Source organism: Streptomyces sp. NPDC005574, assembly GCF_040605435.1.
GTDB lineage: Bacteria > Actinomycetota > Actinomycetes > Streptomycetales > Streptomycetaceae > Streptomyces.
This window is the reverse complement of sequence record NZ_JBEXCW010000001.1, coordinates 45,472-70,668: the sequence shown is the minus strand read 5'-3', so window position 1 is coordinate 70,668 and position 25,197 is coordinate 45,472. Positions and strand designations below refer to the sequence as shown.

Below are 25,197 nucleotides of genomic sequence, written 5' to 3'. Positions count from 1 at the left end.
GTGAAAAGGCACGGCCCGCGGCGGCGGACGCGCTCCGCGCAGGAGCCGCGCCCGCCGCCACGGGCCGGAGCCGGGGCTATTCGCCCGGGTGGGCGAGGTGCACGTCGTGGCCGTCGGTCCCGCGGCCTTCGACGGTCAGCGCCGTGGCGACCGGCGGGTAGCCCGTCGCGATGACGGTGTACTCACCGCTGTCCAGGTCGGTGAAGGCGTACGCCCCGTCCGTGCCGGTGGTGGCCGTGCCGACCACGTTGCCCGCCGCGTCCACCAGCGTCACGCGGGCGTCGGCGAGGGGGCCGTGCGGCGCCCGTACGACACCCTGGAGCTGGGCTCCGGCGTCGAGGTCGACCTCGATCCGGGTGACCCCGGTGCCGCCCACCTCGACGGGCAGCGCGCGCGGCCGGTAGCCGGCGGCGTTCACCGCGACGGTCACGGCGCCCGGCACCAGCTCGGTGAAGGCGAAGTCGCCCTGCTCTCCGGTGGTCCCGGTGGCCAGCAGGTCGCCGCGCACGTCGGTCACGATGACCATGGCGTCCTTGACGGGCGCCCCGGACTCCGCGGCGCGCACCAGACCGTTCAGTCCGCTGGTGCCGCTGAGCAGGATGTCGTACGCCACCGGCTCGCCGTTCACCACGACCGTGGACGCCTGCGGCTGGAACCCGTCGGCGGAGGCGATCAGGACGTAGGAACCGGTGCCCGGCGCGTCCACCGCGTAGGAGCCGTCGGCCTGCGCGACCGACCGGCCGAGCTGCCGTCCCGCGAGCGAGATCAGCGTGACGGCGGCCTGCGGGAGGGGCGCGCTCTCGGCGCCGCGGACGAAGCCGCGGACCGGGATGCCGGCGCTGCCGCTCAGGCCCCCGTCACCGGCGGACGCCTGGGGGACGGTGAGCGTGGCGACGGAGGTGAGCTGCCGCGTGTCCTCGGCACCGGTGCCGGTCTCGTCGGCGGCGGCCCGTGCGGGGGTCCTCGCCGCGACCGGCGCCGGGGTCTCGGCGGTGGCCGCGGCCTCGGCCGCCGGAGCCTGGCCGGCGTCGCCGGAGGCGTCCGCGTCGGCGGCCGCCTGGGCCAGCGCGCCGCTGGTCCGCAGCGGGACCTCCTTGATGAACAGGGTGATGAGGAAGGCGAGCAGGGCCAGACCGGCGGCGATCAGGAAGACGTCCGCGATGCCGTGGCCGTAGGCGCTCTCCATGACCGTGCGCAGCGGCGCGGGCAGCTTGTCCATGTCCGGGATGGAGTCGGAGCTGGAACCCGAGGCCAGGGACGCGTACTTCGGGCCGAGACCGGCGATGCCGTCCTGGGCGTAGTCGGTGATGCGGTGGGCCATGACGGCACCCAGCGCGGAGACGCCGACGGCGCCGCCGAGGGACCGGAAGAACGTGACGGTGGAGCTGGCCGAGCCGAGGTCGGCGGGGGCCACCTGGTTCTGCGTGGACAGCACCAGGTTCTGCATCATCATGCCGATGCCCAGGCCCAGCAGGGCCATGAAGATCGCCATCTTCCAGTAGTCCGTGTCGTAGCGGACGGTGCCCAGCAGGCCCAGGCCCGCCGTCACCAGCACGCCGCCGCTGACCAGCCAGACCTTCCACTTGCCCGTGCGGGTGATGAACTGCCCGGAGACGGTGGAGGAGATGAACAGGCCACCGATCATCGGGATCGTCATGACACCCGACATCGTCGGCGACTTGTCCCGGGCCAGCTGGAAGAACTGGCTGAAGAACACGGTGCCGGTGAACATCGCGACGCCCACGAAGAGCGAGGCGAGCGAGGACAGCGTGATGGTGCGGTTGCGGAACAGCCGCAGCGGGATGATCGGCTCGCGCGCCTTGGACTCGACGAGCACGAACAGCAGGCCCAGCACGATCGCGCCGGCGACCATCGTGTACGTCTGCCACGACACCCAGTCGTACTTGTCACCCGCGAAGGTGACCCACAGCAGCAGCAGGGAGACCGCGGCGGAGATGAAGAACGCGCCGCCCCAGTCGACCTTCACGTCCCGCTTCACGACGGGCAGGTGCAGGGTCTTCTGCAGCACGATCAGCGCGATGACCGCGAACGGCACACCGACGTAGAAGCACCAGCGCCAGCCGAGCCACGAGGTGTCGGTGATGACACCGCCGAGCAGCGGGCCGCCGACGGTGGCGATGGCGAAGGTGGCGCCGAGGTAGCCGGAGTAACGCCCGCGCTCACGCGGGGAGATCATCGCGGCCATCACGATCTGCGCGAGGGCGGAGAGACCGCCGACGCCGACGCCCTGCACCACACGGCAGGCGATCAGCATGCCGGGGTTCTGCGACAGACCCGCGGCGGCCGATCCCAGCACGTAGACGACGAGGGCTATCTGGACGAGTGCCTTCTTGCTGTACAGGTCGGAGAGCTTGCCCCACAGGGGCGTGGTCGCCGTCATGGCGAGCAGCGAGGCGGTGACGACCCAGGTGTAGGCGGACTGGCCGCCGCCGAGGTCGCCGATGATCTCGGGGAGCGCGTTGGTGACGATCGTGGACGACAGGATCGCCACGAACATGCCGAGCAGCAGCCCGGAGAGCGCCTCCATGATCTGCCGGTGCGTCATCTGGACGCCGTCGGGGGAGCCTCCCCCGTGCTTGGCGTGAGCCCGCACACCGGCTGGTGTGGTCGTTGCCATGGGCTTCCTTCTCTTCCGTGCTTATGCGGGTGTACGGGTGGTCTGTTCGAGTACGGGAAGGTCCGCGGGCCGGTTCCCGGTCGTCCCGGGTGCCACGGACGCGGTACGGCAGTCGTCGAAGCTCGCCCGCAGCCGGGCCATGAGCCGGGTGAGCTGACCCACTTCGTCGTCGCTCCAGTCGCTCAGGCGCTCGGCGAGTATCCGCGTGGTCCGCAGGGACAGTTCGTCCACCTGCGTCAGGCCCGCGGGCGTCAGGCGCAGGATGCGCGAGCGCTTGTCCGCCGGGTCGGGGGAGCGTTCGATCCAGCCGCGCTCGGCGACGTGCGCGACGTGACGGCTGGTCACCGACATGTCCACGGCGAGCAGCTCCGCGAGCCTGCTCATGCGCATGTCCCCGTGGCGGGCGAGCAGGGTCAGCACGGCGGCGGACCCGCTCGGGCAGTCGCCCGGCAGTATCCGTCCCATCTCCCGTTTCACGGCGCCGAAGGCGCTGAACTGACGGATCAGCTCCTCGTATCGCGTCTGCTCGCCCATCGCACCTCCCGTATTCGTTGCTTAGGGCAACCATAGAGGCGGTTGGTTGCTACAGGCAAATAAAACGGAGGGCTACCGCATAAAAAGTTGGCAAAGGCACGTATTGCGAACGTAAACGCACAGGTGGGGGGCGGTGATGCGGGGGTGGTGCGGCGGAGAGGCCGGGGCGGGGCCCCCACTTGGGCGGTGCCCGACGATTCGCTAGTGTCTCGGGGCATGGCTAACACCCAGGGCCCGCAGGGCAACCACGACCCCGCCGGCAACACCCAGATGTTCCGCGCGTTCGTCGACGAGGCCCCTCAGGGCCGGCAGCAGCAGGCGGCGGCCCCCTCCGGCCCCCGCTTCGGCGTGATCCTCGCAGTCGTCGTCGCGGTGATCGTCGTCGCGGCGGTGGCCTGGCTCGCGCTCAAGTAGGAAGGGCGCGCTCCGGCAGTACGTGCGGCTACCGCCACCGGACGGCGACGTCCCGGGTCTCCACGTGCATGCCGAGGGGAACCCGCCACTCCTCCACGCAGACCGTCCAGGCCCCCTCCTTCCGTGCGCCGGCCACGATCGGCGCCGGAAGGTCCACGGTGGACTCGACGGTCGCCCAGTCGATCCCGAGCGCGCCGACGACATGCGTCCCGAGGGTCACCGTGCCCGAACGCACGGCGGCCTGACCGCTGTTGGTGAACTCCACGGTCACCTTCTCGCACCACCGCTCGTCCGCCGGCTCGCGCACCGGGTCCCGCCAGGTCAGTACGGCGGGACCGCCGGGCGCGGGTTCAGACGTTTCCGTCGCCGAGGTCGAGGGCGCTGGTGCCGACGGCCTCCCGGGTGAACTCGGGGATGAGGACGAGGGCGAGGACGCGGACCCGGCCCCGGACGGGGAACCCGCCGTCGTACGACCGGAGTCGGAGCTCACACCGGAGCGGCCCGCACCGGAACCCGTAGCGCCACCGGCGGGCGCCTCGGCCGCGTCCCCGCCCCGACCGCCGTTCCCGGCGGCGGAGTCGGCGGGCCCGCTCGTGCCGGCGCCGTCGAGCGGCACCAGCGTCACCCGCCCCGTCGGCGTCACGGCCGTGGCGGCGCCCCTGGGCGGTCCGCCCGCCGACCCGGTGGCCACGTATCCGCCGCCGTCCCCGCCACCGCAGGCCGCCAGGACCCCGCCCAGACAGACGACGGCCGCCGACGCGCCGATCACGACGCCTCGACGGCCATGTGTCCATGTCGCCCGTGTCACGCGTGCCGCACAGGATGCCCTGGTCGCTCGAAGCATCGCGCCATGGTGGCTGACGCTCCGTCAAATAGGAAGGCCCGGGCGGCTGTCGCGTGACCTCAGTCCGAGATGAGCCCCTCCCGCAGCTGCGCCAGCGTCCGGGTCAGCAGCCGGGAGACGTGCATCTGCGAGATGCCGACCTCCTCGCCGATCTGCGACTGGGTCATGTTGGCGAAGAAGCGCAGCATGATGATCTGCCGCTCTCTGGGCGGGAGTTTGGCGAGCAGCGGCTTCAGCGACTCGCGGTACTCGACGCCCTCCAGCGCGGTGTCCTCGTAGCCGAGGCGGTCGGCCAGGGACCCTTCGCCGCCGTCGTCCTCGGGGGCCGGTGAGTCCAGCGAGGAGGCGGTGTAGGCGTTGCCGACCGCGAGGCCGTCGACGACGTCCTCCTCGGAGACGCCGAGGACCACGGCGAGTTCCGCCACGGTCGGCGAGCGGTCGAGCTTCTGGGCGAGTTCGTCGCTGGCCTTCGTCAGCGCCAGCCGCAGCTCCTGGAGCCGGCGCGGGACGCGCACCGACCACGAGGTGTCCCGGAAGAACCGTTTGATCTCACCGACGACCGTCGGCATCGCGAACGTCGGGAACTCCACGCCCCGTTCGCAGTCGAAGCGGTCGATCGCCTTGATCAGGCCGATGGTGCCGACCTGGACGATGTCCTCCATCGGCTCGTTGCGGGAGCGGAAGCGGGCGGCCGCGTAGCGCACCAGCGGGAGGTTGAGCTCGATCAGCGTGTCCCGGACGTACGCGCGTTCGGGGCTGTTCTCGTCCAGTGCGGCGAGCCGCAGGAAAAGGGAGCGGGACAGGGTGCGGGTGTCGATGGCTCCCGAGGTCGGAAGCGACGGAGCAGGAGCCGGAGCGGGGGCCGGCGGAGCCTGGAGGACCACAACATCGTCGACGAGCGTGGGCGCAACCTCGCTCTTCGTGAGCGTGAGCACCTTCGAGCTGCCCTGGACTGCGGACATGCCACCCCCTTTGGGTCGCGGGACGGTCGCGGCGGACGCTCCCGTCTGAGGAACGCAGCCTTCACCTGAATACCGGAGCCGGAGCCACGGCAAACGCGCTGCACGGAGAATGTCACATGTCGGCAACACGCTGTAGTGACATGTCGACATGTGAGATGCGAATACGCCCTGGATAAAGGGGGTCTGACGGTTTTTCACAAGGAAGACGCCGGGATCCGCGCTGGTGAGCGATTCGCTCTCGCCGGTGACGTTTCGCTCGCGCTTGCGGTTATGCCTCGATACGGTTCGCGGAGCGCAACCGCTGGAAGCTACGCGCGAGTAGGCGCGAGACGTGCATCTGGGACACGCCGAGTTCCGCACTGATCTGCGACTGGGTGAGATTGCTGTAGTAGCGCAGAAGGAGAATTCGCTGCTCGCGTTCGGGGAGCTGGACCAGGAGATGGCGGACCAGGTCCCGGTGCTCCACGCCGTCCAGCGCGGGGTCCTCGTAGCCGAGCCGGTCCAGCAGCCCCGGCAGACCGTCGCCCTCCTGCGCCGCCTCCAGGGAGGTCGCGTGGTACGACCGCCCGGCCTCGATGCAGGACAGCACCTCCTCCTCCGTGATGCGCAGCCGCTCGGCGATCTCGGCCGTCGTCGGAGTGCGTCCGAAGGCCGTCGTCAGGTCCTCCGTCGCGCCGTTGACCTGCACCCACAGCTCGTGCAGCCGGCGCGGCACGTGGACCGTGCGGACGTTGTCGCGGAAGTACCGCTTGATCTCACCGACGACCGTCGGCATCGCGAACGTCGGGAACTGCACGCCCCGGTCCGGGTCGAAGCGGTCGATGGCGTTGATGAGCCCGATGGTGCCGACCTGGACGACGTCCTCCATCGGCTCGTTGCGGGAGCGGAAGCGGGCGGCGGCGTAGCGCACCAGCGGGAGGTTCGCCTCGATCAGCGCCCCGCGCACCCGGTCGTGCTCCGGCGTGCCCGGCTGAAGCCCCTTCAGCTGCCCGAAGAGCACCTGGGTCAGGGCCCGGGTGTCGGCACCCCGACTGCGCTGCGGAGCGGGGGCGGCGTCCTGGGCCTCTTGGGCCTCCTGTGCGGCCGGGGCGGCCGGGGCGGCCGGAGTGGTGGGGGCGGTGGCCTGCGGTGCCTGCGGGGCCGGCGCGGCCTGGACCGTGGGGGCGGCCGTCGCGGCGGGAATGGCCGGTGAGGCTTGCTGGGGCGGCGCGGTACTGGCCGACACGGTCAACGCCACCTCTTCATCGGTCATCCATCGGTCAACTCATCCGTCAAAAGCGGTCATAGCATCACAAGAGATGTGCACTGTGTGCAAGCACCCCATAACACCGTGTTGAGGGGGCGTGGGGCCGGAGGACGCGCGAAAGCCCCCCGCCGTTGTGGCGGAGGGCTTCTGGAGGGCTCCCGGGAGAGGGGGGCTCAGAACTCGTAGTCGGCGATCACCCACGTGGCGAACTCCCGCCACAGCGCGACACCGGCCTGGTGCGCCGGGTGCTCCAGATAGCGCTGGAGGGCCGCCGTGTCCTCGACCGCCGAGTTGATCGCGAAGTCGTAGGCGATGGGCCGGTCGGTGATGTTCCAGGCGCACTCCCAGAAGCGCAGCTCCTCGATCAGGCCGCCGAGGGCCCGGAAGGCCTCGACGCCCTTCACCACGCGGGGGTCGTCGCGCCGGACGCCCTCGTCGAGCTTGAAGAGGACCAGGTGGCGGATCATGGGGACTCTCCCGGGCGAGTGCGAAGGGGCCGTGTGGGCCGCGTCAGTTCTTGGCGCCGTCGGCGACCCAGGACATGAAGTCACCGACCGCCTTGGCGGCGTCCGATATGCCCTCGAACCCTATCTGGACGTAGTCGGCGGCCTTCGCCGGATCCGTGATGATCACGTAGAGCACGAAGACCACGAGCACATAGACGGCGATCTTCTTCGAATTCACCGCCACCGCGGCCTCCCCTGTGACTGTTGTGCCCCGTGGGCCCCCTGTTGACCGGCGGTGAGTGTAACCTTCCCGCCCTTTGCCGGGATCGGTCAGGACTGCACGAAGGGCCCCGTCTGTCGACGGGGCCCTTCTCAAGCGGTAGCGGAGGGATTTGAACCCTCGGTGAGTTTCCCCACACTCGCTTTCGAGGCGAGCTCCTTCGGCCGCTCGGACACGCTACCGAGGGAGACCTTACAGCAAGGGGGTGCGTGGTCCGAAATCCGTTTCCCCCCGGACGGCCGGGGCCCGGGGCGGTGGACGGCGGACCTCAGCGGGCGCGGAAGAAGTCCGTGAGCAGGCGCGCGCACTCCCCGGCGAGCACGCCCTCGATCACCTCGGGCCGGTGGTTGAGCCGCCGGTCGCGCACGACGTCCCACAGGGAGCCGGCCGCGCCGGCCTTCTCGTCCCGGGCGCCGTAGACGACCCGGTCCACGCGGGACTGGACCAGGGCGCCCGCGCACATCGTGCAGGGCTCCAGGGTCACCACGAGCGTGCAGCCCGACAACCGCCACTCGCCCGCCCGCCGCCCGGCCCCGGAGACACCCGCAGCGCCCGAGGCAGCGGACGCACCGAGCTCGCCGGACGCACCGGACACACCGGAGGTCCCGCCTCCCGGTCCGCCGCCCAGTGCCGCGGCGCCCCGCCGCAGGGCGAGGACCTCGGCGTGGGCCGTCGGATCACCGGTCGCCTCGCGCTCGTTGTGCCCGGCGGCCAGCACGGTCGTGCCGTCCGGGGCAAGCAGGACGGCGCCGACGGGGACGTCCCCGCCGCGGCCGGCCTGCTCCGCCTCGGCCAGCGCGAGCCGCATCGCGGCCCGCCAGGGGTCGCGCACCGGGTCCGGACGCGGGTCCGGACCCGGCGGGCCCTCCGGGTCGTCCGGGCCCTCCGGGTCCGTCCCGGTCAGCGGACGGTCTCCAGGACCTCCGCGGCGCCCAGGGCCTCCGCGATCGCGGACAGCGCGTCGTCGGCGTCCAGAGCGCGCAGCTCCTTCACACCGACGCCCAGGTCGTCGAGGATCTCGCTGTCGCCGACAGGGCTGTGCGGCACGGCCTCGGCCGAGGTGCCGTCCTGGTCCTCGTCGTCGTCCGTGTCGTCGTCGTCGGATTCACCGTCCTCCGTACCGTCGAGGTCGAGGGAGTCCAGGTCGACGACCACGTCGTCGCCGGGATCCCTACCGAGCAGTTCGTCCGTGAGCAGGATCTCGCCGTACGAGCTGCGGGCAGCTGCGGCGGCGTCCGAGACGTAGATACGCGGGTCGTCCTCGCCGTCGATCCGGACGACGCCGAACCAGGCGTCCTCCTGCTCGATGAGCACCAGCACCGTGTCGTCCTCCGGGGAGGCTGCACGGGCCAGTTCGGCCAGATCCGACAGGGTTTCCACATCGTCGAGCTCTGTGTCGCTCGCTTCCCACCCGTCTTCGGTGCGCGCGAGCAGTGCGGCGAAGTACACCGTGACTCTCCCACTGGTCATAGGCGTGCCGGTTGGGGGTCCCCCCGGCGGAGGTCGCGGGCGGGAGAGCTGCGCTCCGAGCCCCACCCACTCGAAATCGTGGCAGATACAAGGCGATCAGGGGACGTCTTCCGCTCCCTGTGTCCGCTCGTTTTGATCGTCCACGAGCGGGATCGTACGCGGCCCGCCGGGCGCCACACGCACTCGGCCGCCCTCAGGAGGGCGGGAAGAGCGCCGCGGTCACCAGCGGAACGTGCGCATACGCATGGCGTGGCGCAGTCGCGCCGTCTTGGCGCGGCGGGGCTGCACACGGTCCCGCAACTCGCGCGCCTCGGTCAGCTCCCGCAGGAACTGGGCCCGGCGCCGCCTGCGCTCGGTTTCGGTCTCCTCCCGCGAGGCGTCCTCGCGAGACTCTCGGTCAGCCATCGGCACACCACCCCACTACGTCCTTCCCACGTTCCCTCCGACGAGCGGTTTGATGCCGGCGCGCGAGTGACGAAGGGGGCGGTCGGGCCGCTGTTCCGCTCGGGGGCGCCGCCCCCACCGGGCACGGCTACTGTGGGGGCCATGCGTCTCCACGTCGTCGACCACCCTCTGGTCGCCCACAAGCTCACCACGCTGCGCGACCGGCGCACCGACTCCGCGACCTTCCGGCGCCTCGCCGACGAACTGGTCACCCTGCTCGCCTACGAGGCCACGCGGGACGTGCGCACCGAACAGGTCGACATCGTGACCCCGGTCTCCCCGACCACCGGCGTCAAGCTGTCCTACCCGCGCCCGCTGGTGGTGCCGATCCTGCGGGCCGGTCTCGGCATGCTCGACGGCATGGTGCGGCTGCTGCCGACCGCCGAGGTGGGCTTCCTGGGCATGGTCCGCAACGAGGAGACGCTGGAGGCCTCCACGTACGCGACGCGCATGCCGGAGGACCTCTCGGGGCGTCAGGTGTACGTCCTCGACCCGATGCTCGCCACCGGCGGCACCCTGGTCGCGGCGATCCGGGAGCTGATCAAGCGCGGCGCCGACGACGTGACCGCCGTGGTGCTGCTCGCCGCCCCCGAGGGCGTGGAGATCATGGAACGCGAGCTGGCGGGCACCCCGGTGACGGTCGTGACGGCCTCGGTCGACGAGCGGCTCAACGAGCACGGCTACATCGTGCCGGGCCTGGGCGACGCGGGCGACCGGATGTACGGCGCGGCGGAGTAGCCCCGGCGGAGCGGACCCCGGGTGTCGGGCGGCCGGCGACCCCGGCCGCCGAACCGTTTCTCCTACGGCTGCTCAGCAGCTCTTCTTCGCGGTGGCGGGCGTCGGCCCGGGCGCGGTCAGTGCGGCCAGCGCCCGGTCGGCGGCCGCCTTCTTCGTAAGCGCCTTGAAGCCGGTGCCGAGCACGAGGTCGATCGTCCGGCCCTTGCGGGCGGCGTCGGTGCGGCGCTCGGCGGCGCCCAGCTGGGTGGCGAGCACGGGCAGCGAGGTGTTGAGGGAGGACGCGGGGCCGAGGAGCACGCCGGTGCCCTTGACCTTCTTGTCGAACTCCTTGGCCGCGTTGCCCACTTCGCCGATCTTGAAGCCGCGTTTCCTCAGCTCGTCCGCCGTCTGCTTGGCCAGCCCGCTGCGGGGTGTGGCGTTGAAGACGTTCACCGTGATCTGGGCCGGTTTCGGCAGCGCCGCCGCGACTGGGGGCGAGGCGCTCGCCCGGGTGGTGCAGGCCGTCTTGGAAGCGGCCGCCGCGGCCCGCTTGCCGCCGCCCGTGAAGACGTCGATGAGCTGCAGGGTGCCCCAGCCGACCAGGCCGAGGGCTGCGATGGAGGCGATCAGCCCGACCGCGAGCCTGCCGCGCCGCCGGCGCCGTCGCATCCGCGGGTACTTGTCCCCCGTGATCCGGTACTCGCCGCCCATGCCAGGGGGAGTCAGCATGCTCATGGGCGCAGCGTAGTGCGAGTCGGCGGTGATTCCTACTAGATGATCATTCGACGTCACGCAGGAGAACCCGAAAGGGTCAACACCCGGCTCACCTGGGCGAGCGGAGGCGGGCACGGGGGAGCGCGGCGCCCCGGAGGAGGACCGGGCCGTCGTGGGCGGGGGACGCGGAGAGGGGCCGTCAGTCCAGCTCGAGGACGCGGGCGTGCAGGACCTGGCGCTGCTGGAGTGCGGCGCGGACGGCCCGGTGCAGGCCGTCCTCCAGATACAGGTCGCCCTGCCACTTCACGACGTGCGCGAACAGGTCGCCGTAGAACGTGGAGTCCTCGGCGAGCAGGGTTTCCAGGTCGAGCTGGCCCTTGGTCGTCACGAGCTGATCGAGGCGGACCGGGCGCGGTGCGACGTCCGCCCACTGCCGGGTGCTTTCCCGGCCGTGGTCGGGGTACGGCCGGCCGTTTCCGATGCGCTTGAAGATCACACGGAAAGCCTACCGGCCCGGAGCTTCACGGCGCAGCCATGGCGGTGGAGTGCGCCGCCGGAAAAGCCGCCGTGAATCGGTTCAAAGGGGGACGGGAGTCCGGGACGGGTGACCGCGCGGCCGCGCGGCCGGCCGTGTCGCCGCCTCGCCGGGGAGCGCTCCCGCACTCCCCGGCGGGGCCGGGCGGAGACGGCGGATCCGCCTCCGCCGGCGGTTCAGCGCTCCCGGTTCAGTGCTCCCGGTTCAGTGCTCCCGTTCCCGCGACGGCTGCCGCGGGTGGCTCTCCTTCGGCTGGGGTTTCGGCGTGCTGCGGGCGGCCTCCGCGCGCAGCAGGGCGCGCAGGACCGCGTAGGGGTCTGTGGGCATGACGGAACTTCCTCGCGTCGCGTGTGTCCCATGGGTGGGCTGACCGGTCCGGGGAGACGGGTCGGTCAGCAGCGCAGGACCACGGAGCGCAGGGGGTTCGGCGCGTACGGGGGCGCGGGCAGTGCCCGGTGCGCGCCGGCGCCGGGCGCGGAAGGGGCCGCCGGCGCGTGTCCCGGGGGCGCGACCGGCCGGTGGACGGCGCGGGCCGCCGGCCGTGCGGCGGTGTCCAGGACGTCGTGCTCGCCCGGGTCGCCCGGGGCGACGGCGGCGGCCGTCTGGCCCACCGGCAGCCCGGCGTGCGTGCCCGGCACGAGCAGGACGAGCAGCAGCACGAGCACCCGCAGCCGGACCCGGCTGCGGGTGCGCAGCCGGACCCGGCTGCGCGCGAAACCCGGTGCGGCGCTCATGGGGCTCATGTCCCCGCCCGACCCCCGGTGTTCATCGCCTCCCGGCGAGATCCGCCCGCACGGCGTACCGGGGGGCCGGCGGTTGACGGGCCTCGGCGACGCCCGCCCGGTACTACTTCCCGGCCGCCTTCGCCGCCGCCTTCATCTCCTGCTTGTGCGCCCGCACCTTGGTCAGCGACTCGGGGCCGGTGATGTCGGCGACGGACCGGAAGGACCGGGCCTCGCCGTAGGCGCCCGCGGCCTCCCGCCAGCCCTTCGGCCGCACGCCGAGCTGCTTGCCCAGCAGGGCCAGGAAGATCTGCGCCTTCTGCTTGCCGAACCCGGGCAGCTCCTGCAGCCGGCGCAGCTGCTCGCGCCCGTCGTCGACGCCCTTCCAGACGAGCTCGGCGTTCCCGTCGTAGTGCTCGACGAGGTACTGGCACAGCTGCTGGATGCGCTTGGCCATCGACCCGGGGTAGCGGTGCACGGCGGGCTTCTCGGACAGGAGGGAGGCGAAGGCGTCCGGGTCGTACGCGGCGATCTCGTGCGCGTCCAGGTCGTCGGCGCCCAGCCGTCCGGCGATGGTCGCGGGCCCCTTGAACGCCCACTCCATCGGAACCTGCTGGTCCAGCAGCATGCCGACCAGCGCGGCGAGCGGGGAGCGGCCGAGGAGCGCGTCGGCCTCGGGGTCCTGGGCGAGGTGAAGGGTGACGTCCATGCGTCGATGATCCCGCGCGCGGGGCGTGGTCGCGCGCCGGTACGCCCCGGCGCGTGCACCGGCGCCGGGCCCGTCCCGTACGCTTCCGTCCAGGTTAGGTGAACCTAACCAGATCGCCGGCGGTGTGGCGGCGCAGGCGCAGAGAGAAGGGCCGCAGGGTGACAGCCGAGACCTACCGCGACGCGTGGGGAATCCCGCACCTGCGGGCGGGCGGTGTCCGCGAACTCGCCCGCGCCCAGGGCCGTGTCACCGCCCTCGACCGCGGCTGGCAGCTGGAGGTGGAGCGCCACCGCGCGCAGGGCACCGCGGCCGCCTTCCTCGGCACCGTCGCCCTGCCCTGGGACCGTTTCGCCAGACGGGCCCGCCTCGACGACACCGCGCGACGCTGCTTCGCCGCCCTGGCGGAGCGGGACCCGCAGACGGCGGACTGGGTCCGCGCGTACACCGACGGCGTCAACGAGGGCCTGGCCGGCAACGCGGCCCCCGAGTTCTCCCACCTGGACCTCGCCCCCGGCCGCTGGGAGCCCTGGACCCCCCTCGCCGTCTGGCTCGGCACGCACATCCTGTTCGCCGGTTTCCCCGCCAAACTCTGGCGCGAGCGGGTCGCCGAGCACCTGGGCGAGGAGGCCCTCGGCCTGTTCGCGGCCGACGGCCCCGCCACCGCCGGCAGCAACGGCTGGCTGGTGAGCGGCGAGCGGACCACCACCGGGCAGGCCCTGATCGCGGGCGATCCGCACCGCTTCATCGAGGACCCCGGCGTCTACCAGCAGATCCGCCTGTCCTGCCCGGAGTTCGACGTCGTCGGTCTCGCCGTCCCCGGCGTCCCCGGCATCGCCCACTTCGGCCACACCGGCACGGTCGCCTGGGCCATCACCAACGCGATGGCCGACTACCAGGACCTCTACCGCGAGCGGCTGCGGCGCACCGGCGCGGGCGTCGAGGCGCTCGGCCCCGACGGCCGCTGGCGGCGCGCCACCCGGCACACCGAGACCGTGGAGGTGGCGGGCGGGGAGCCGGTGGAGGTCGAGGTGATCGAGACGGAGCGGGGCCCGGTGATCGCCGGCGGCCCCGAGGGCCTCGACGACGGCACCCCGGTCGCGCTCAGCCTCCGGCACCCGCCCCGCGTCACGGCCGACCTCGGCTTCGGCGCCCTGCTGCCGCTGCTGCGGGCCCGCCGGGTCGCCGACGTCGACCGCGCCTTCGACGCGTGGGCCGAACCCGTCAACGTGGTCCAGGCCGCCGACACCGAGGGCGGCCTGCTGCACCGGGTCGCGGGCCGGGTGCCGGTACGCGCCGAGGCCAACCGCGTCCGGCCGGTGCCCGCCTGGGAGCCGGGCCACGCGTGGACGGGCTGGCATCCGATGCCCCGCGCCGGTCTGACCGACGGCGTCGCCGTGATGGCCAACCAGCGGGGCCCGGCCGGCCCCCTCGGCGTCGAGTTCGCCGCGCCCCACCGCGCCGGCCGGATCACCGCGCTGCTCGCCGGGAAGGACCACTGGTCGGCCGGTGACATGCCGGCGATCCACACCGACACGTATCTCGCCTCCGCCGCCCCCCTGCTGGACCACCTGGCCGCGCTCGGCCGGCTGTCCCCGCCGGCCGCCCGGCTCCGGGAGTCCCTGCTGCGCTGGGACCGCCACATGGACGCGGGCAGCGCGGACGCGGCGGCCTACGCGGCGGTGCGCGGCGCGGTCGTACGCCGTCTCGCCGCGCACCCGGCGTTCGCCGCGCTGACCGCCCCGCCCGCCTGGCCCGAGGTTCTCCTGCCCTGGCTCGCCCTCGTCCCGCGGATCGGCTTCGCCCTCGAACACCTGCTGCGCGCCGAGGAGTTGTACGGCGTCGACCGCCCCGCCGCGGTCCGCGCCGCCGTGGAGGAGGTGGCCGCCGCACCGCCCGCCGGCACCTGGGGCGACACCCACCGCCTGGTCCCCTGGCGGGCGCTCACCGGCCCGTCGTACGACGCCTACCGCGCGCGCCACGCGCACCCCGCGGCCGAGGACCCGCCGCTGTCCGGCGACCACGACTGCGTGCTGTGCACCTCCGCCGTGCCCGGCCTGACCGACCTGGCCGCGCGCGGACCCGCCGCCCGCTACGTCTGGGACCTGGCCCGCCGCGAGGACAGCCGGTGGGTGGTCCCCCTCGGCGCCTCCGGGCTGCCCGGCTCGCCCCACCACCGCGACCAGCTCCCCCGGTGGCTCCGGGGAGACCTCGCCCCCGTGGTCACCGACTGGAACCTGCTCACCAAGGAGACCGATGTCTGACCGCCGTCCGCAGCCCGCCGCCCGCGAACCCGTGCACGAGCGGTTCGCCGAGGGCTTCGGCATCCTCCGCGTCCTGCCACTGGACCCGCACGCCGACGCCCGCATGGTCCACGCCTGGGTCAGCGAGGAGCGGGCCTCCTTCTGGGGCATGAACGGCCTGACCGAGGACGAGGTCGCGGAGATCTACGCCCACCTGGACACCCTCGACACCCACCACGCCTTCCTGCTGACCCGGGACGACGAACCGGCCGGCCTCCTGCAGACCTACGAGCCGGAGGCCGACCGCGTCGGCGAGTCTTACGCCGTCCGGCCCGGGGACATCGGCGTCCACGTGCTGCTCGCGCCCGCCGCGGCGGACGGCCCGCGACCCGGCTGGTCGTCGGCGCTGCTCACCACCGTCGCGTCCTACGTGCTGCTGGGCCTGGACCGCACCCGGATCGTGGTCGACCCCGACGCGCGCAACGAGAAGGCGATCGCCCGCTTCCTCAAGCAGGGCTTCGAGGCGGGACCCGCCGTCGTCCTGCCCGGGATCGACCTCCCGGACGTCCAGCTGCCCGAGAAGCACGCCCAACTGGCCTTCCTCAGCCGGGAGGTAGCCTTCCCCGGGTGACCCCCGAAGACCTCGTCGCGCACTACGACCTGGAGCCGATCCCGCGCGAGGGCGGGCGCTTCCGCCGCACCTGGGCAGGGCCCCCGGGCCCCGACGGACGCCCCGCGGGCTCGGCCGTCGTGGTCCTGCTCACCGCGGAGCCCGACGACTTCTCGGCCCTGCACCGCCTGCCCGACGACGAGATCTGGCACTTCTACCTGGGCGACCCGCTGCACCTGCTGCTGCTCGCCCCGGACGGCACGTCGAGCTCGCCCGTCCTCGGCCCCCACGTCCTCGGCGGCCAGCAGCCGCAGCTCACCGTGCCCGCCGGCACCTGGATGGGCGCGCGGGTCGCGGCGGGCGGCGCGTGGACGTTCTTCGGCTGCACTTCGGCACCCGGCTTCACGTACGAGGGCTACGAGCACGGGGACGCGGCCCGGCTGACGGCGCGCTATCCGGCCGAGGCCGCCCGGATCGTGGCACTGTGCCGGCCATGACACAGCCGACGGCACGGCCGCCGCGAACGCCCGCGGGACTCCTCGAAGGACAGGTCGCCCTGGTCACGGGCGCGAGCGGCGGCCTCGGGCGCGGGATCGCGCTGCGCCTGGCCGCCCAGGGCGCGGACCTCGCCCTGCACTGCCGTACGGCGGTGGCGGCGGCACACGAGGTCGCCGCACGGGTCCGGGCGCTGGGCCGCCGGGCCGTCGTCCTGCCGGCCGCGGACCTCACCGACGAGGACGCCGGCCGGCGGCTGGTCGCCGAGGCGGCCGAGTGGGGCGGCGGCCGGCTGGACGCGCTGGTCAACAACGCGGGCGTCCAGCCGACGCGGGACCTCGCCGGGATGACGGCGGCCCACTGGCGGGCGGTCGTCGACACCAACCTGTCGAGCGTCTTCGCCTGTACGCAGGCGGCGGCGGAAATCATGCGGGAGCGGGGCGGGGGCACGGTCACCCACATCGCCTCGATCGAGGCGAGCCGCCCGGCCCCGCTGCACGCGCACTACAGCGCGTCCAAGGCCGCCGTCGTCATGCACGCCCGCTCCGCGGCCCTGGAGTACGGCCCCTACGGCATCCGCGTCAACACGGTCTCCCCCGGCCTGATCGACCGCGAGGGCCTGGCGGAGACCTGGCCCGACGGCGTCCGCCGCTGGCGGGAGAACGCGCCGGCGGGACGGCTGGGCAGCCCCGAGGACGTGGGTGACGCCTGCGTGTTCCTCGCCTCGCCGCTCGCCGCCTGGATCACCGGACACGACCTGGTGGTGGACGGCGGCATGTCGGCGCGGCCGGGATGGTGAGGCTTTCGTCCGGCACCGGCACCGGCCGCGGTGGTGGTGCTCGGGGCGTGGCCGGGGCGGGGCGGGTTTCGTCCGGCCGTGCCGGACCGGGTGAGCAGCGGAGGGCCACCGTCCGTACGTATTCCTCAGAGGCGAGCCGAAGACGGGAAAGCGACGTGCAGCGACGGCGGATCGAGGGACGGGACGATGCCCGGAGAGAGAGCCGGGGACGACGCGGACTCCAAGGGGTGGTGCTGCTGGGCGCCGTGCTGGTCTTGCTCGTCCTCGGCGGCGCCGCGCCCGCGTCGGCCCACGCCGCCCTCCGCGGCACGGACCCCGGGGACGGAACCGTACTCAAGTCGGCCCCCCGCTCGGTCACCCTGACCTTCACCGAGTCCGTCGGCCTGCTCGACGACTCCTTCCGCGTCCTGGACCCCGACAACCGGCGGCTGCGCATCGGCGAGGCGCGGCACGTGGAGGGCCGCGCCGACACCGCAGGCGTGCGCCTGCCCACGAAACTTCCCCAGGGCACGTACGTGGTGGCGTGGCGCGTGGTGTCGGCGGACAGCCACCCGGTGTCCGGGGCCTTCACCTTCTCCGTCGGCAAGGCATCCCCCACGGCGGCGGTCCTCGACACGGGCCCGTCCGAGGACCCGGCCACCACCAGCCTCTACAACATCGCCCGCTACCTGGCCTACCTCGCCGCGGCCCTGCTCATCGGCACCGCCGCCTTCGTGGCACTGTGCCGCCCACCGGACCCGGGCCCCCTGCGCACCCCCCTGGTCGCGGGCTGGTGGACGCTGCTCGGCACCACCCTCGCCCTGCTGGTGCTGCGCGCCCCGTACGAGACGGGCACCGGCCCGGGAAGCGCCTTCGACGTCTCCGCCCTCGGCCACACCCTCACCACCCGGCCGGGCACGGTCCTGCTCGCCCGCCTGGCGCTGCTGCCCCCGGCGGCCCTCTTCCTGGTACGGCTGTCCCGGCACCGCGAGGCGGAACGCCCGCCCCGCCCGCTGCTGGCGGCGGGCGCCGTCCTGGCCGTGTGCCTGGCCCTGACCTGGGCTGCGGCGGAGCACGCGTCGGCGGGCATCCAGGTACCGGTCGCCCTGACCTCCGCGGTCCTGCACGTGCTGGCGATGGCGGTCTGGCTGGGCGGCCTCACGGCCCTGCTGACGACGCTGTACCGCTCGTCGTCCGCTCCGGCCGCCATGGTCACCCGCTTCTCCCGGCTGGCCTTCACCTCCGTGGCCGTCCTGGTCGTCACCGGCGTCTACCAGTCCTGGCGCGGCCTCGGCTCCTGGAACGCGTTCACCGACACGTCGTACGGCCGTCTCCTGACCGCCAAACTCGCCGCGGTCGTCCTGCTGTTGGCGGCGGCGGCCTGGTCCCGGAGGTGGACGGCACGGCTGGTGGCTGCGGAGACGGGGACCGAGTCGGAGTCCGGGCCGGAGTCCGGGTCGGAGCCTCAGTCGGAGGCGGTGGGGGAGCGGGTCCCGGAACAGGCGTCCGCGTCCGCGTCGGTGTCCGCGTCGGCGACTGCCTCGGCGCGGAGGCCGGTGCGGAAGTCGGTGACGGTGAAGGAGAGGGCGACGGAGCCGGAGACGGAGCCGGCGCCCGTGCCCGCGGAGACGGGTGCTGAAGCGGGCGGGGGTGCGGGCGGGGACGCGCACCGCCGCGGTCTGCGCCGTTCCGTCCTGGCCGAAGTGGCGGTAGGCGTCGCGGTGTTGGTGATCACGACCGTGCTCACCGGCACACTGCCCGGCCGCGCGGCGGCGGAGGCGGCCGAGACCGCGCCCGCGACAGGGATGCCCGCCGCGTCCGTCACCACGATCCCGTTCGACGTCGGCGGTCCCGGCGGCCACGGCAAGGTGCAGATCACGCTCGACCCGGGCCGGGTCGGCGACAACTCGGTGCAGGCGGTGGTCTTCGGCGCCGACGACGGCCTGGCGGCCGTCCCCGAACTCCGGCTCTCCTTCACCCTCCCCGCCCAGCAGATCGGCCCCCTGGACGCCAAGGTGACCGACAAGGGCGGCTATTGGGCCGCGAACGCCTTCACCCTGCCCATCGCCGGCGACTGGACGATGAAGGCGACGATCAGGGTGTCGGACCTGGACCAGGTGAGCGTGACCCGGACGGTACGGATCGTGCGCTGAGGGCCGTTGCCGGGAAGGCGCTCCTAGGACGTCTCCTCCGGGGACAGCAGCCCGGCCATGGTCTCGGCGGCCCTGACGGCCGCGTCCCCGCAGCAGTTGTTGAACAGGACGTGCACCTGCCCGCGGGGTCCGACCCGCTCGGCCAGGGCCCGCACCCGCGGCACCCACTCCCGCAGTTCGGCGGGCCGGTAGTCGTGCCGGAAACGGTCCTCCTTGCTGCCGGTGCCCCAGGCACTGCTGCGCCCGTGGAACCGCACGACCGACAGCCGGGGGGAGGTGACGGGGGTGACGGGCGGCACGGAGGAGGGCAGCGTCTGCGCCATGTCGACGGCGACGGCGGCCAGCCCGTACCCGGACAGCAGCGCACCGGTCGCCTCCGCCCGCTCCGCCCGCCACCAGTCCGGATGCCGGAACTCCACGGCGACGGGCCAGCCGGCGGTCCGGACCGCGCACTGCTCCAGGAACTTCTCGGCCCGCGTCCCCGGCCGGAACCACGGCGGGAACTGGAACAGCACACTCCCGAGCCGCCCGGCCGCACGCAGCGGCTCGATCCCGGCGCGGAACCGGTCCCACACCTCGTCCAGCACCGCCGGGTCACCGGCGTCGGCGGGCAGCCCGGCGGGGACGGCGGCGTCCCGGGTCGGATGCCCGGTGAGCAGCGAGAAGGCCTTCACGTCGAACACGAACCCGTCGGGCGTCCGCTCCACCCACAGACGGCTGTTGCGCTCGCTCGGCAGGGCGTAGTAGCTCGCGTCCACCTCGACCACCCCGAACCGCTCGGCGTAGTACCGCAACCGCCCCTCGGCGTCCCGCCGCCCCGCCGGATACCACCCACTCCCGACCAGCGCCCGATCGGTCCACGAACACGTCCCCACCAGAACCCCGCCCAACACGTCACCCATGCGCAGCGGTTACCCAGGCGAGACAGGCGCTCACGACACCGGCGGCCTTCGGCCCTTCCCGCGGTCGGCGCGCAGTCGGACGCCTTCGACCGGGAGGTCGTCGGCGAGGCGTGGGGCGGCCTCAGCACCGCCGTCCGGAACGGCCACAACCCCGCGCGTGGGGGGCATCGGCTCGGCGGGGGGCCCGGAGCAACGCGTTGAACGCGTCGAACGCGTACCCGGCCGGCGGAGCCCACCGATGAGTTCCGCCGACCGCGCCGGTCTACCAGGACGTACGCCATCGAACGCCGACTGGAGACCCACCATGACGACTCCCGCACACCCCGGCCGCATGCTGTTCGTGAACATCCCCGTCGCCGACCTGGAGCGCAGCAAGGCGTTCTTCGCCGGTCTCGGGTTCGGTTTCAACCCGAAGTTCACCGACGAGACCGCTGCCTGCATGCCGGTCGGCGAGCACGCCTTCGTGATGCTGCTCAGCCACGAGAAGTTCGCGCAGTTCTCGAAACTGCCGATGGCCGATCCCACCACGCACACGCTGGCCCTGTACTGCTTCAGCGTGTCGTCCCGCGACGAGGTCGACGCGGTCAGCGCCGCCGCACTCGCGGCGGGCGGCTCCGAGGCGGACGGCGCCGAGGACTACGGCTTCATGTACTCACGCAGCTTCTTCGACCTCGACGGCCACGGCTGGCAGGTCATGTGGATGGACCCGGCCGCGGTGGAGCAGGGCCCCGAGGCCTTCGCGGCCTCCACCCAGAACGCCGACACGCCGGCCTGACCCACCACCGCGATCCCGCGCCCAACGACGAAGGGCCCCGCCGCGAACGGTGGGGCCCTTCGACATCGTGCCCGGTGAGGCACTGGCGGAGGATACGAGATTCGAACTCGTGAGGGGTTGCCCCCAACACGCTTTCCAACTGTGGGGGTGGGGCGGTGGTTCGCATACAGGGGCGTTCACCTGCGTTCACGGGTGGTTGAGCACTCTCTCACCGACGGCCTCCGGTCTCCCCTGCACGTCCGTGAACGGTGCTGAATGAGACGGAAATTGAGACGGACGACGGAGCCGGACTCGCTAGCATCGCTGCCGTGGAGGAGGGGCCATGGCACTGAGCCGTAAGGGATCACGGCCCATCGTCGTAGGCGGCACGCCCTACCGGTGGCGGCTCCGACGTAGGCCGACGTACTTTCAGGCGCTGGCCTGGATGCCGTGCACATTCGCGGTTGAGCATGCAGACGTGCGGGGCGCGACACTCGTGGTCACCACCAACCAGCCGCATCCGAGCAACTGGTTCGGGCGGGACGCCAGGCCCGTTCTGCCCTCCGACGTTGCCCACGCCATCGAGCTGGCCCTTCAGGAGGGGTGGACCCCAACAGAGCCTGGCTCCCCGGTCTGCCTCGACCTGTCCGCCGGCTTCACGCCCTCACCCTGAGCAAGCCAACGAGACCTGAGCTTGGGAAGCTGAGGTGATCAAGGGGGCTCTGGTGGATTGACCTGCGGCGGAAGCATGTCGCGGCTTGGTGGGCGTGCCGTTGGGTTCCCCGGTGTTCCCCGTGGTTCCCCGTACGATCTGCCACGCGTCTGGCACGGCCTCTTGCGAGCGCCGCTGTCCCAAGCCAGCGATGTGCCTGGGACCTGCTAACCACCCCCAAGGCACTACATGGCGCCCGATGCCGGGTTTCCGGCACTGCTCCGTGGAGCGCATCCGTGGCGCCGGCACCAGAGGGTGTCCTGGGGGTGGCGGCTGAACGAAGGGCGCGAACGTGGGCTGATGCGGCATAGGAGACCGTGGATCAGCCAAGCACCTCGGGAAGCTCACGAGTGCGCCAAGCCTTGCGCTACGGGCTTCAGGACGAGGTCCACCCGTTTTGCGCCCGATCGAACTTGAGCTGTCTGTCTACCTCTTCGTTGGCTGCGCTCATGTTCCTGTTGGGTTCCGTGACTCTGTCGCTGCCGAGGACGTAGAACGTGGACTCGCGGTTGTATGCCGGGCTGAAGAGCTTGACCGCATACAAGTTCTGATCACCGTTCACGCATTCGACCGATCGGACCATCCCGTCGTAGTACACACCGTTCTTGCTCTCGCGGAAGCTTTGGATGCGAATCGCGTTGTTGGGGTCCGGCTGAAGCTCTGCGACCGTGGTCATGACAGTCTCCCTTGGTGATGAGTGAGTTCCGGCTTCGCGGCTGCTTAGGCCCATCGCACCCGGCCCCGGTGTCGGCTGCCATCGGGAAACGCCCGGACGGGTGATATTCCCTTGATCGCCAGTGCTTGCCGAGGCCCCTGTTGACGCGGACGCGACCGGCGCGCCCCTGCTTGGTTGTGATGGCGGTCGCGGGGGATTCAGCCCACCTACCCCGGCTGTACGCGCTGTTGGTCTCAGCGACCTAACAACTCCGGGAGATTTCGCTTGCTGGTGTTGCATGTGTCAAAGCAATATCTACCGGTCACTCACACAAGTGAATGCAGTTCGCGTCATGTCGTCGGCTTCACCCCGCCAATCCATGCACGGCCGGACTGGCTGGTTCTTCCGTAAACGCGAATTTATGGACAACAGGTGCGAGTGCTCCACTGTCGAGGCTGCTGCTGCCAGACCTAGCGTGACAGGTATGACCACCTCAAACACCGCCGTGCCCCAGCAGGGCGGCTCCTGGGTCCAGACTGGTCCACTCGCCTTCAGCCACAGCCTCGCCGGTGCCGACGGCGCCTACGAGCAGATCTCCGAGGTTCCGACTCTCACCATTCCCTACGCCGGGGTCTGGGAGATCGCGTACCACGCCCACGGGAACTTCGCTCTGCCCTCGAACGGCGGGGTACTGCTGATCCGCACGGCGCTGTACAAGAACGGTGTGCTCATTGAGGGCAGTGAAGCGGTGTCCGGCATTCAGTCAGCCGCGGGATTCGGCTTCCAGTCCACCGCCGGGCAGACGTTCCTGCACACCTTCGCTGCCCAGGACCAAGTGGCCCTCTACGCGCACCGCCAAGGGCCCGCCGCCGCCGTCGCTGGCGTCAGCAGCGGTGGCGACGGACGAACCGGAATCGTGGCCCACTGGGTGAGCCCGGGGTTCTGAGCTGCTATTGGGTCGACTCCTCGGCCTGAATAGCGGAGATCGGGGCGTTTCAATCACTCATTCGAGCTGTCGATGCGCCGCCCGTCAGCGAGGGCGGCGCATCGCATTCCGCAGGTTTCGGGTTCGGCCTCATCCTTATCAGGTCGATCACTGGACCTCGTAGCCCATAGAGAACTCCCTCACCTGGGTGGTGTGGTGGTCACGAGGAACCGCCGTGGTCCGGCTCTGTTCGTCGCTGTTGGTGTCAGTCATTGGTGTCAGACATCAACAGTCCCCTTGGCATGAGCGTGGCTCGGGTTCGCCACTGAGTCGCGGTCCTGGCTAGCTGCGCGCTGCCCTGATGCCGTTGACCAGGTTGATGACCACGCCCAAGACCAGGAACCAACCAACGAAGAGATACACCCGGCCCGTCACTCGCTTGCTCTTGCGGGGCGGCGCTTCGGGGAGCAGGGCATTGGCTACGCGTACGGGCCTGTCCGGATTTATGATGCTGCGCCCTGTCCGGCGCTGATGACGACCAACCGCAATGAGCGTCACCGCCACGACAAGGCAGAAAGCCGCTGTCTGAAAGTACGTGCTAGGTGACGACAGTTGCGCTGCCGCGTACCACTGCATCAAGTGGTTCCCCCTCCAAGATCCGAACTTGCGAGTGATTTCCTCACGAGGGACGACAGCACGTCAACCAGCAACTTGCTCGGCTCGAGGCGCGGTCGGCCGAAACCGTGACTGCCTTCATCACCCACCACTCACCCCCGCTTCCATCCCGTCCGCCGTCGACGCACACACCGTGGAGCGGGCGTGGTTCATGGCGTCCAGGTGGAGCGCGCCATTGTACGAACGACCTGGACGCCATGGGCCGCGTCTGCTCGGCTTTGCCTGGGTCGATGGTGGACGGGATGGGAGCTCCCCGCGCACGCCACTACGGACCCGCAGTCGGGAGCCGCGCCCCCCTCCATCCCGGTGCCGGCCGATGCCCCGCCGGAGGCATCGTCTTGACCGCTGGCCGCTCTATACGGTGATCGGCTCATGGCCACCGGTCCTACGCTCCAAGCCTGGCTTGAGCACTGGGTCGAGAACATCGCCAAGCCGTACGTCTCCGAGAACACGTACGACGGCTACGAGGTCGATGTCCGCGTCCACCTCGTCCCCGGCCTGGGCGCCCACAAGCTCGACCGCCTGGAGCCCGAGCACCTCGAACGCTTCTACGGGAAGATGCAGGCGTCCGGGAGCTCGGCCGGCACCGCCCACCACGCCCACCGGACGATCCGGGTCGCTCTCGGTGAAGCCGTCCGGCGCGGGCACGTCGCCACCAATGCGGCCGAGATCGCCAAGGCTCCGCGCCTTGAAGAGGAGGACATCGAGCCGTACACGATCGAAGAGGTGCGGAGCCTCCTCGTCGAGGCGGCCAAGCTCCGCAACAGTGCGCGCTGGGTCGTCGCCCTGGCGCTCGGTCTCCGTCAGGGGGAAGCGCTCGGCCTGCACTGGGAAGACGTTGACCTCGCCGCCGGGTACGTCCGGATCCGTAAGAACCGGCTGCGCCCCAAGTACGCGCACGGCTGCGGCCCCAACCCATGTGGTCGGAAGGCGGGCTACTGCCCCAAGCGGGAGCAGACCCGTCGCGAGCACAAGTCGACCAAGTCCCGGGCCGGACGGCGCACCATCGGCCTGCCCGATCCGCTGATCAAGATTCTGCGCCAGCACCAGGAAGCCCAGGAGCGTCAGCGGATCGCGGCCGGTGTCGACTGGGAGGGCAAGGGGTACGTCTTCGCCTCGCCGGTCGGCGGGCCGCTGAGCCCCAACACCGACTTCCACACCTGGAAGCGGCTTCTGCGGGACGCGGGCGTACGAGACGGCCGTCTCCATGACGCTCGCCACACCGCCGCGACCGTCCTGCTGATCCTCGGCGTCCCGGACGTCGTGATCGACTCGATCATGGCCTGGGAGCCTGGGAGCCTGGGGGAGCGGCCCGGATGCGCGCCCGGTACATGCATGTGACGGGGACCATGCTCCGCAAGGTCGCGCAGCAAGTCGGCGACGCTCTTTGGGAGCTCCCGAACACGAACTGAGACGGAAACTGAGACGGCCAACGACGAAGGGCCCCGCCGCGAACGGTGGGGCCCTTCGACATCGTGCCCGGTGAGGCACTGGCGGAGGATACGAGATTCGAACTCGTGAGGGGTTGCCCCCAACACGCTTTCCAAGCGTGCGCCCTAGGCCACTAGGCGAATCCTCCGCGGCAAACAATACAAGACGTTGAGGAGTGCTCGCGAACTCGTT

At 71.8% G+C, this 25,197-nt stretch carries 28 protein-coding genes, 2 tRNA genes and 1 pseudogene; 11 read left to right on the top strand and 20 right to left on the bottom strand.

The features are described from left to right. Positions 1–76: 76 nt before the first annotated feature. Both ABZT03_RS00380 and ABZT03_RS00375 read right to left on the bottom strand, forming a co-directional pair. A complete protein-coding gene (locus ABZT03_RS00380) occupies positions 77–2,638 on the bottom strand; it encodes an MFS transporter (protein ID WP_356031418.1) in 2,562 nt (853 codons plus the stop codon). A gap of 21 nt (positions 2,639–2,659) precedes the next feature. Next, positions 2,660–3,172 (bottom strand): MarR family transcriptional regulator, encoded by a 513-nt coding sequence (locus ABZT03_RS00375; protein WP_356031415.1) that lies wholly within the window; start codon positions 3,170–3,172, stop codon positions 2,660–2,662. 216 nt (positions 3,173–3,388) lie between these two features. Here ABZT03_RS00375 and ABZT03_RS00370 point away from each other — a divergent pair, with 216 nt between their 5' ends. After that, positions 3,389–3,586, top strand: coding sequence for a hypothetical protein (locus tag ABZT03_RS00370; protein WP_356031412.1), 198 nt, complete (start codon positions 3,389–3,391; stop codon positions 3,584–3,586). Between the two features lie 28 nt (positions 3,587–3,614). Here the strand turns inward: ABZT03_RS00370 and ABZT03_RS00365 are convergent, their stop codons facing one another. The 9 genes from ABZT03_RS00365 to ABZT03_RS00325 form a co-directional block, all read right to left on the bottom strand. Further along, positions 3,615–4,355, bottom strand: a complete 741-nt coding sequence (locus ABZT03_RS00365; RefSeq protein ID WP_356031409.1) for a hypothetical protein — start codon at positions 4,353–4,355, stop codon at positions 3,615–3,617. 134 nt (positions 4,356–4,489) lie between these two features. Continuing rightward, positions 4,490–5,392: an RNA polymerase sigma factor SigF gene (locus tag ABZT03_RS00360; RefSeq protein ID WP_356031406.1), complete on the bottom strand. Its 903-nt coding sequence runs from the start codon at positions 5,390–5,392 to the stop codon at positions 4,490–4,492. Between the two features lie 268 nt (positions 5,393–5,660). After that, positions 5,661–6,644, bottom strand: a complete 984-nt coding sequence (locus ABZT03_RS00355; RefSeq protein WP_356031404.1) for an RNA polymerase sigma factor SigF — start codon at positions 6,642–6,644, stop codon at positions 5,661–5,663. A 167-nt stretch (positions 6,645–6,811) separates the two neighbouring features. Continuing rightward, positions 6,812–7,105, bottom strand: a complete 294-nt coding sequence (locus tag ABZT03_RS00350) for a Dabb family protein (RefSeq protein WP_356031402.1) — start codon at positions 7,103–7,105, stop codon at positions 6,812–6,814. A gap of 43 nt (positions 7,106–7,148) precedes the next feature. Further along, a complete protein-coding gene (locus ABZT03_RS00345) occupies positions 7,149–7,328 on the bottom strand; it encodes a hypothetical protein (protein ID WP_356031399.1) in 180 nt (59 codons plus the stop codon). A 133-nt stretch (positions 7,329–7,461) separates the two neighbouring features. Beyond that, a tRNA-Ser gene (locus ABZT03_RS00340) sits at positions 7,462–7,546 on the bottom strand. Between the two features lie 86 nt (positions 7,547–7,632). Continuing rightward, complete coding sequence (locus ABZT03_RS00335) at positions 7,633–8,172, bottom strand: nucleoside deaminase (RefSeq protein ID WP_356031943.1); 540 nt, start codon at positions 8,170–8,172, stop codon at positions 7,633–7,635. 92 nt (positions 8,173–8,264) lie between these two features. Beyond that, positions 8,265–8,813, bottom strand: a complete 549-nt coding sequence (locus tag ABZT03_RS00330; protein WP_356031941.1) for a hypothetical protein — start codon at positions 8,811–8,813, stop codon at positions 8,265–8,267. Positions 8,814–9,053: 240 nt separating this feature from the next. Beyond that, positions 9,054–9,239, bottom strand: coding sequence for a hypothetical protein (locus tag ABZT03_RS00325; RefSeq protein WP_356031397.1), 186 nt, complete (start codon positions 9,237–9,239; stop codon positions 9,054–9,056). Between the two features lie 141 nt (positions 9,240–9,380). On the opposite strand from ABZT03_RS00325, the gene upp reads away from it, so the two are divergent. Next, a complete protein-coding gene (gene upp, locus ABZT03_RS00320; protein WP_356031395.1) occupies positions 9,381–10,016 on the top strand; it encodes a uracil phosphoribosyltransferase in 636 nt (211 codons plus the stop codon). 72 nt (positions 10,017–10,088) lie between these two features. Here the strand turns inward: upp and ABZT03_RS00315 are convergent, their stop codons facing one another. The 5 genes from ABZT03_RS00315 to ABZT03_RS00295 form a co-directional block, all read right to left on the bottom strand. Beyond that, positions 10,089–10,730 (bottom strand): LytR C-terminal domain-containing protein, encoded by a 642-nt coding sequence (locus tag ABZT03_RS00315; protein ID WP_356031392.1) that lies wholly within the window; start codon positions 10,728–10,730, stop codon positions 10,089–10,091. Between the two features lie 178 nt (positions 10,731–10,908). Next, positions 10,909–11,205 (bottom strand): type II toxin-antitoxin system VapB family antitoxin, encoded by a 297-nt coding sequence (locus tag ABZT03_RS00310; protein WP_003999914.1) that lies wholly within the window; start codon positions 11,203–11,205, stop codon positions 10,909–10,911. Between the two features lie 243 nt (positions 11,206–11,448). After that, positions 11,449–11,571, bottom strand: a complete 123-nt coding sequence (locus ABZT03_RS00305; protein ID WP_356031390.1) for a hypothetical protein — start codon at positions 11,569–11,571, stop codon at positions 11,449–11,451. A 65-nt stretch (positions 11,572–11,636) separates the two neighbouring features. Then, entirely contained in the window at positions 11,637–11,978 is a 342-nt protein-coding gene (locus tag ABZT03_RS00300) for a hypothetical protein (RefSeq protein WP_356031387.1), read from the bottom strand. Positions 11,979–12,090: 112 nt separating this feature from the next. Continuing rightward, on the bottom strand, positions 12,091–12,675 hold the full coding sequence (locus ABZT03_RS00295) for an HhH-GPD-type base excision DNA repair protein (RefSeq protein ID WP_356031384.1): 585 nt from the start codon (positions 12,673–12,675) through the stop codon (positions 12,091–12,093). Positions 12,676–12,833: 158 nt separating this feature from the next. Here ABZT03_RS00295 and ABZT03_RS00290 point away from each other — a divergent pair, with 158 nt between their 5' ends. The 5 genes from ABZT03_RS00290 (at position 12,834) to ABZT03_RS00270 (ending at position 18,951) form a co-directional block, all read left to right on the top strand. Next, positions 12,834–14,936 carry a penicillin acylase family protein gene (locus ABZT03_RS00290; protein WP_356031382.1) on the top strand — a complete coding sequence of 701 codons (2,103 nt, stop codon included), beginning with the start codon at positions 12,834–12,836 and terminating at the stop codon, positions 14,934–14,936. Then, positions 14,929–15,546, top strand: a complete 618-nt coding sequence (locus ABZT03_RS00285; protein WP_356031379.1) for a GNAT family N-acetyltransferase — start codon at positions 14,929–14,931, stop codon at positions 15,544–15,546. The genes ABZT03_RS00290 and ABZT03_RS00285 overlap by 8 nt, the downstream gene beginning before the upstream one ends. Further along, positions 15,543–16,022, top strand: coding sequence for a cupin domain-containing protein (locus ABZT03_RS00280; protein ID WP_356031377.1), 480 nt, complete (start codon positions 15,543–15,545; stop codon positions 16,020–16,022). The genes ABZT03_RS00285 and ABZT03_RS00280 overlap by 4 nt, the downstream gene beginning before the upstream one ends. Then, positions 16,019–16,819, top strand: a complete 801-nt coding sequence (locus tag ABZT03_RS00275; protein WP_356031374.1) for a glucose 1-dehydrogenase — start codon at positions 16,019–16,021, stop codon at positions 16,817–16,819. The genes ABZT03_RS00280 and ABZT03_RS00275 overlap by 4 nt, the downstream gene beginning before the upstream one ends. Before the next feature lie 230 nt (positions 16,820–17,049). Then, positions 17,050–18,951, top strand: a complete 1,902-nt coding sequence (locus tag ABZT03_RS00270; RefSeq protein ID WP_356031939.1) for a copper resistance protein CopC — start codon at positions 17,050–17,052, stop codon at positions 18,949–18,951. Between the two features lie 23 nt (positions 18,952–18,974). On the opposite strand, the gene ABZT03_RS00265 is transcribed toward ABZT03_RS00270, so the two are convergent. Next, positions 18,975–19,841, bottom strand: coding sequence for a DUF72 domain-containing protein (locus ABZT03_RS00265; protein ID WP_356031937.1), 867 nt, complete (start codon positions 19,839–19,841; stop codon positions 18,975–18,977). A 316-nt stretch (positions 19,842–20,157) separates the two neighbouring features. Here ABZT03_RS00265 and ABZT03_RS00260 point away from each other — a divergent pair, with 316 nt between their 5' ends. Both ABZT03_RS00260 and ABZT03_RS00255 read left to right on the top strand, forming a co-directional pair. After that, positions 20,158–20,628: a VOC family protein gene (locus ABZT03_RS00260; RefSeq protein WP_356031372.1), complete on the top strand. Its 471-nt coding sequence runs from the start codon at positions 20,158–20,160 to the stop codon at positions 20,626–20,628. Between the two features lie 457 nt (positions 20,629–21,085). Further along, a complete protein-coding gene (locus ABZT03_RS00255; RefSeq protein ID WP_356031369.1) occupies positions 21,086–21,280 on the top strand; it encodes a hypothetical protein in 195 nt (64 codons plus the stop codon). Positions 21,281–21,695: 415 nt separating this feature from the next. Here ABZT03_RS00255 and ABZT03_RS00250 read toward each other — a convergent pair whose 3' ends face one another. Then, on the bottom strand, positions 21,696–21,995 hold the full coding sequence (locus ABZT03_RS00250; protein WP_356031367.1) for a hypothetical protein: 300 nt from the start codon (positions 21,993–21,995) through the stop codon (positions 21,696–21,698). Between the two features lie 463 nt (positions 21,996–22,458). On the opposite strand from ABZT03_RS00250, the gene ABZT03_RS00245 reads away from it, so the two are divergent. Next, positions 22,459–22,920: a hypothetical protein gene (locus tag ABZT03_RS00245; protein WP_356031364.1), complete on the top strand. Its 462-nt coding sequence runs from the start codon at positions 22,459–22,461 to the stop codon at positions 22,918–22,920. A gap of 321 nt (positions 22,921–23,241) precedes the next feature. Here the strand turns inward: ABZT03_RS00245 and ABZT03_RS00240 are convergent, their stop codons facing one another. Further along, positions 23,242–23,535, bottom strand: a complete 294-nt coding sequence (locus ABZT03_RS00240) for a hypothetical protein (RefSeq protein WP_356031361.1) — start codon at positions 23,533–23,535, stop codon at positions 23,242–23,244. Between the two features lie 426 nt (positions 23,536–23,961). On the opposite strand from ABZT03_RS00240, the pseudogene ABZT03_RS00235 reads away from it, so the two are divergent. Continuing rightward, positions 23,962–24,986, top strand: a pseudogene (locus ABZT03_RS00235) (tyrosine-type recombinase/integrase); the annotation flags it as partial. Positions 24,987–25,065: 79 nt separating this feature from the next. Here the strand turns inward: ABZT03_RS00235 and ABZT03_RS00230 are convergent. Beyond that, positions 25,066–25,153, bottom strand: a tRNA-Ser gene (locus tag ABZT03_RS00230). Between the last annotated feature and the right edge of the window lie 44 nt (positions 25,154–25,197).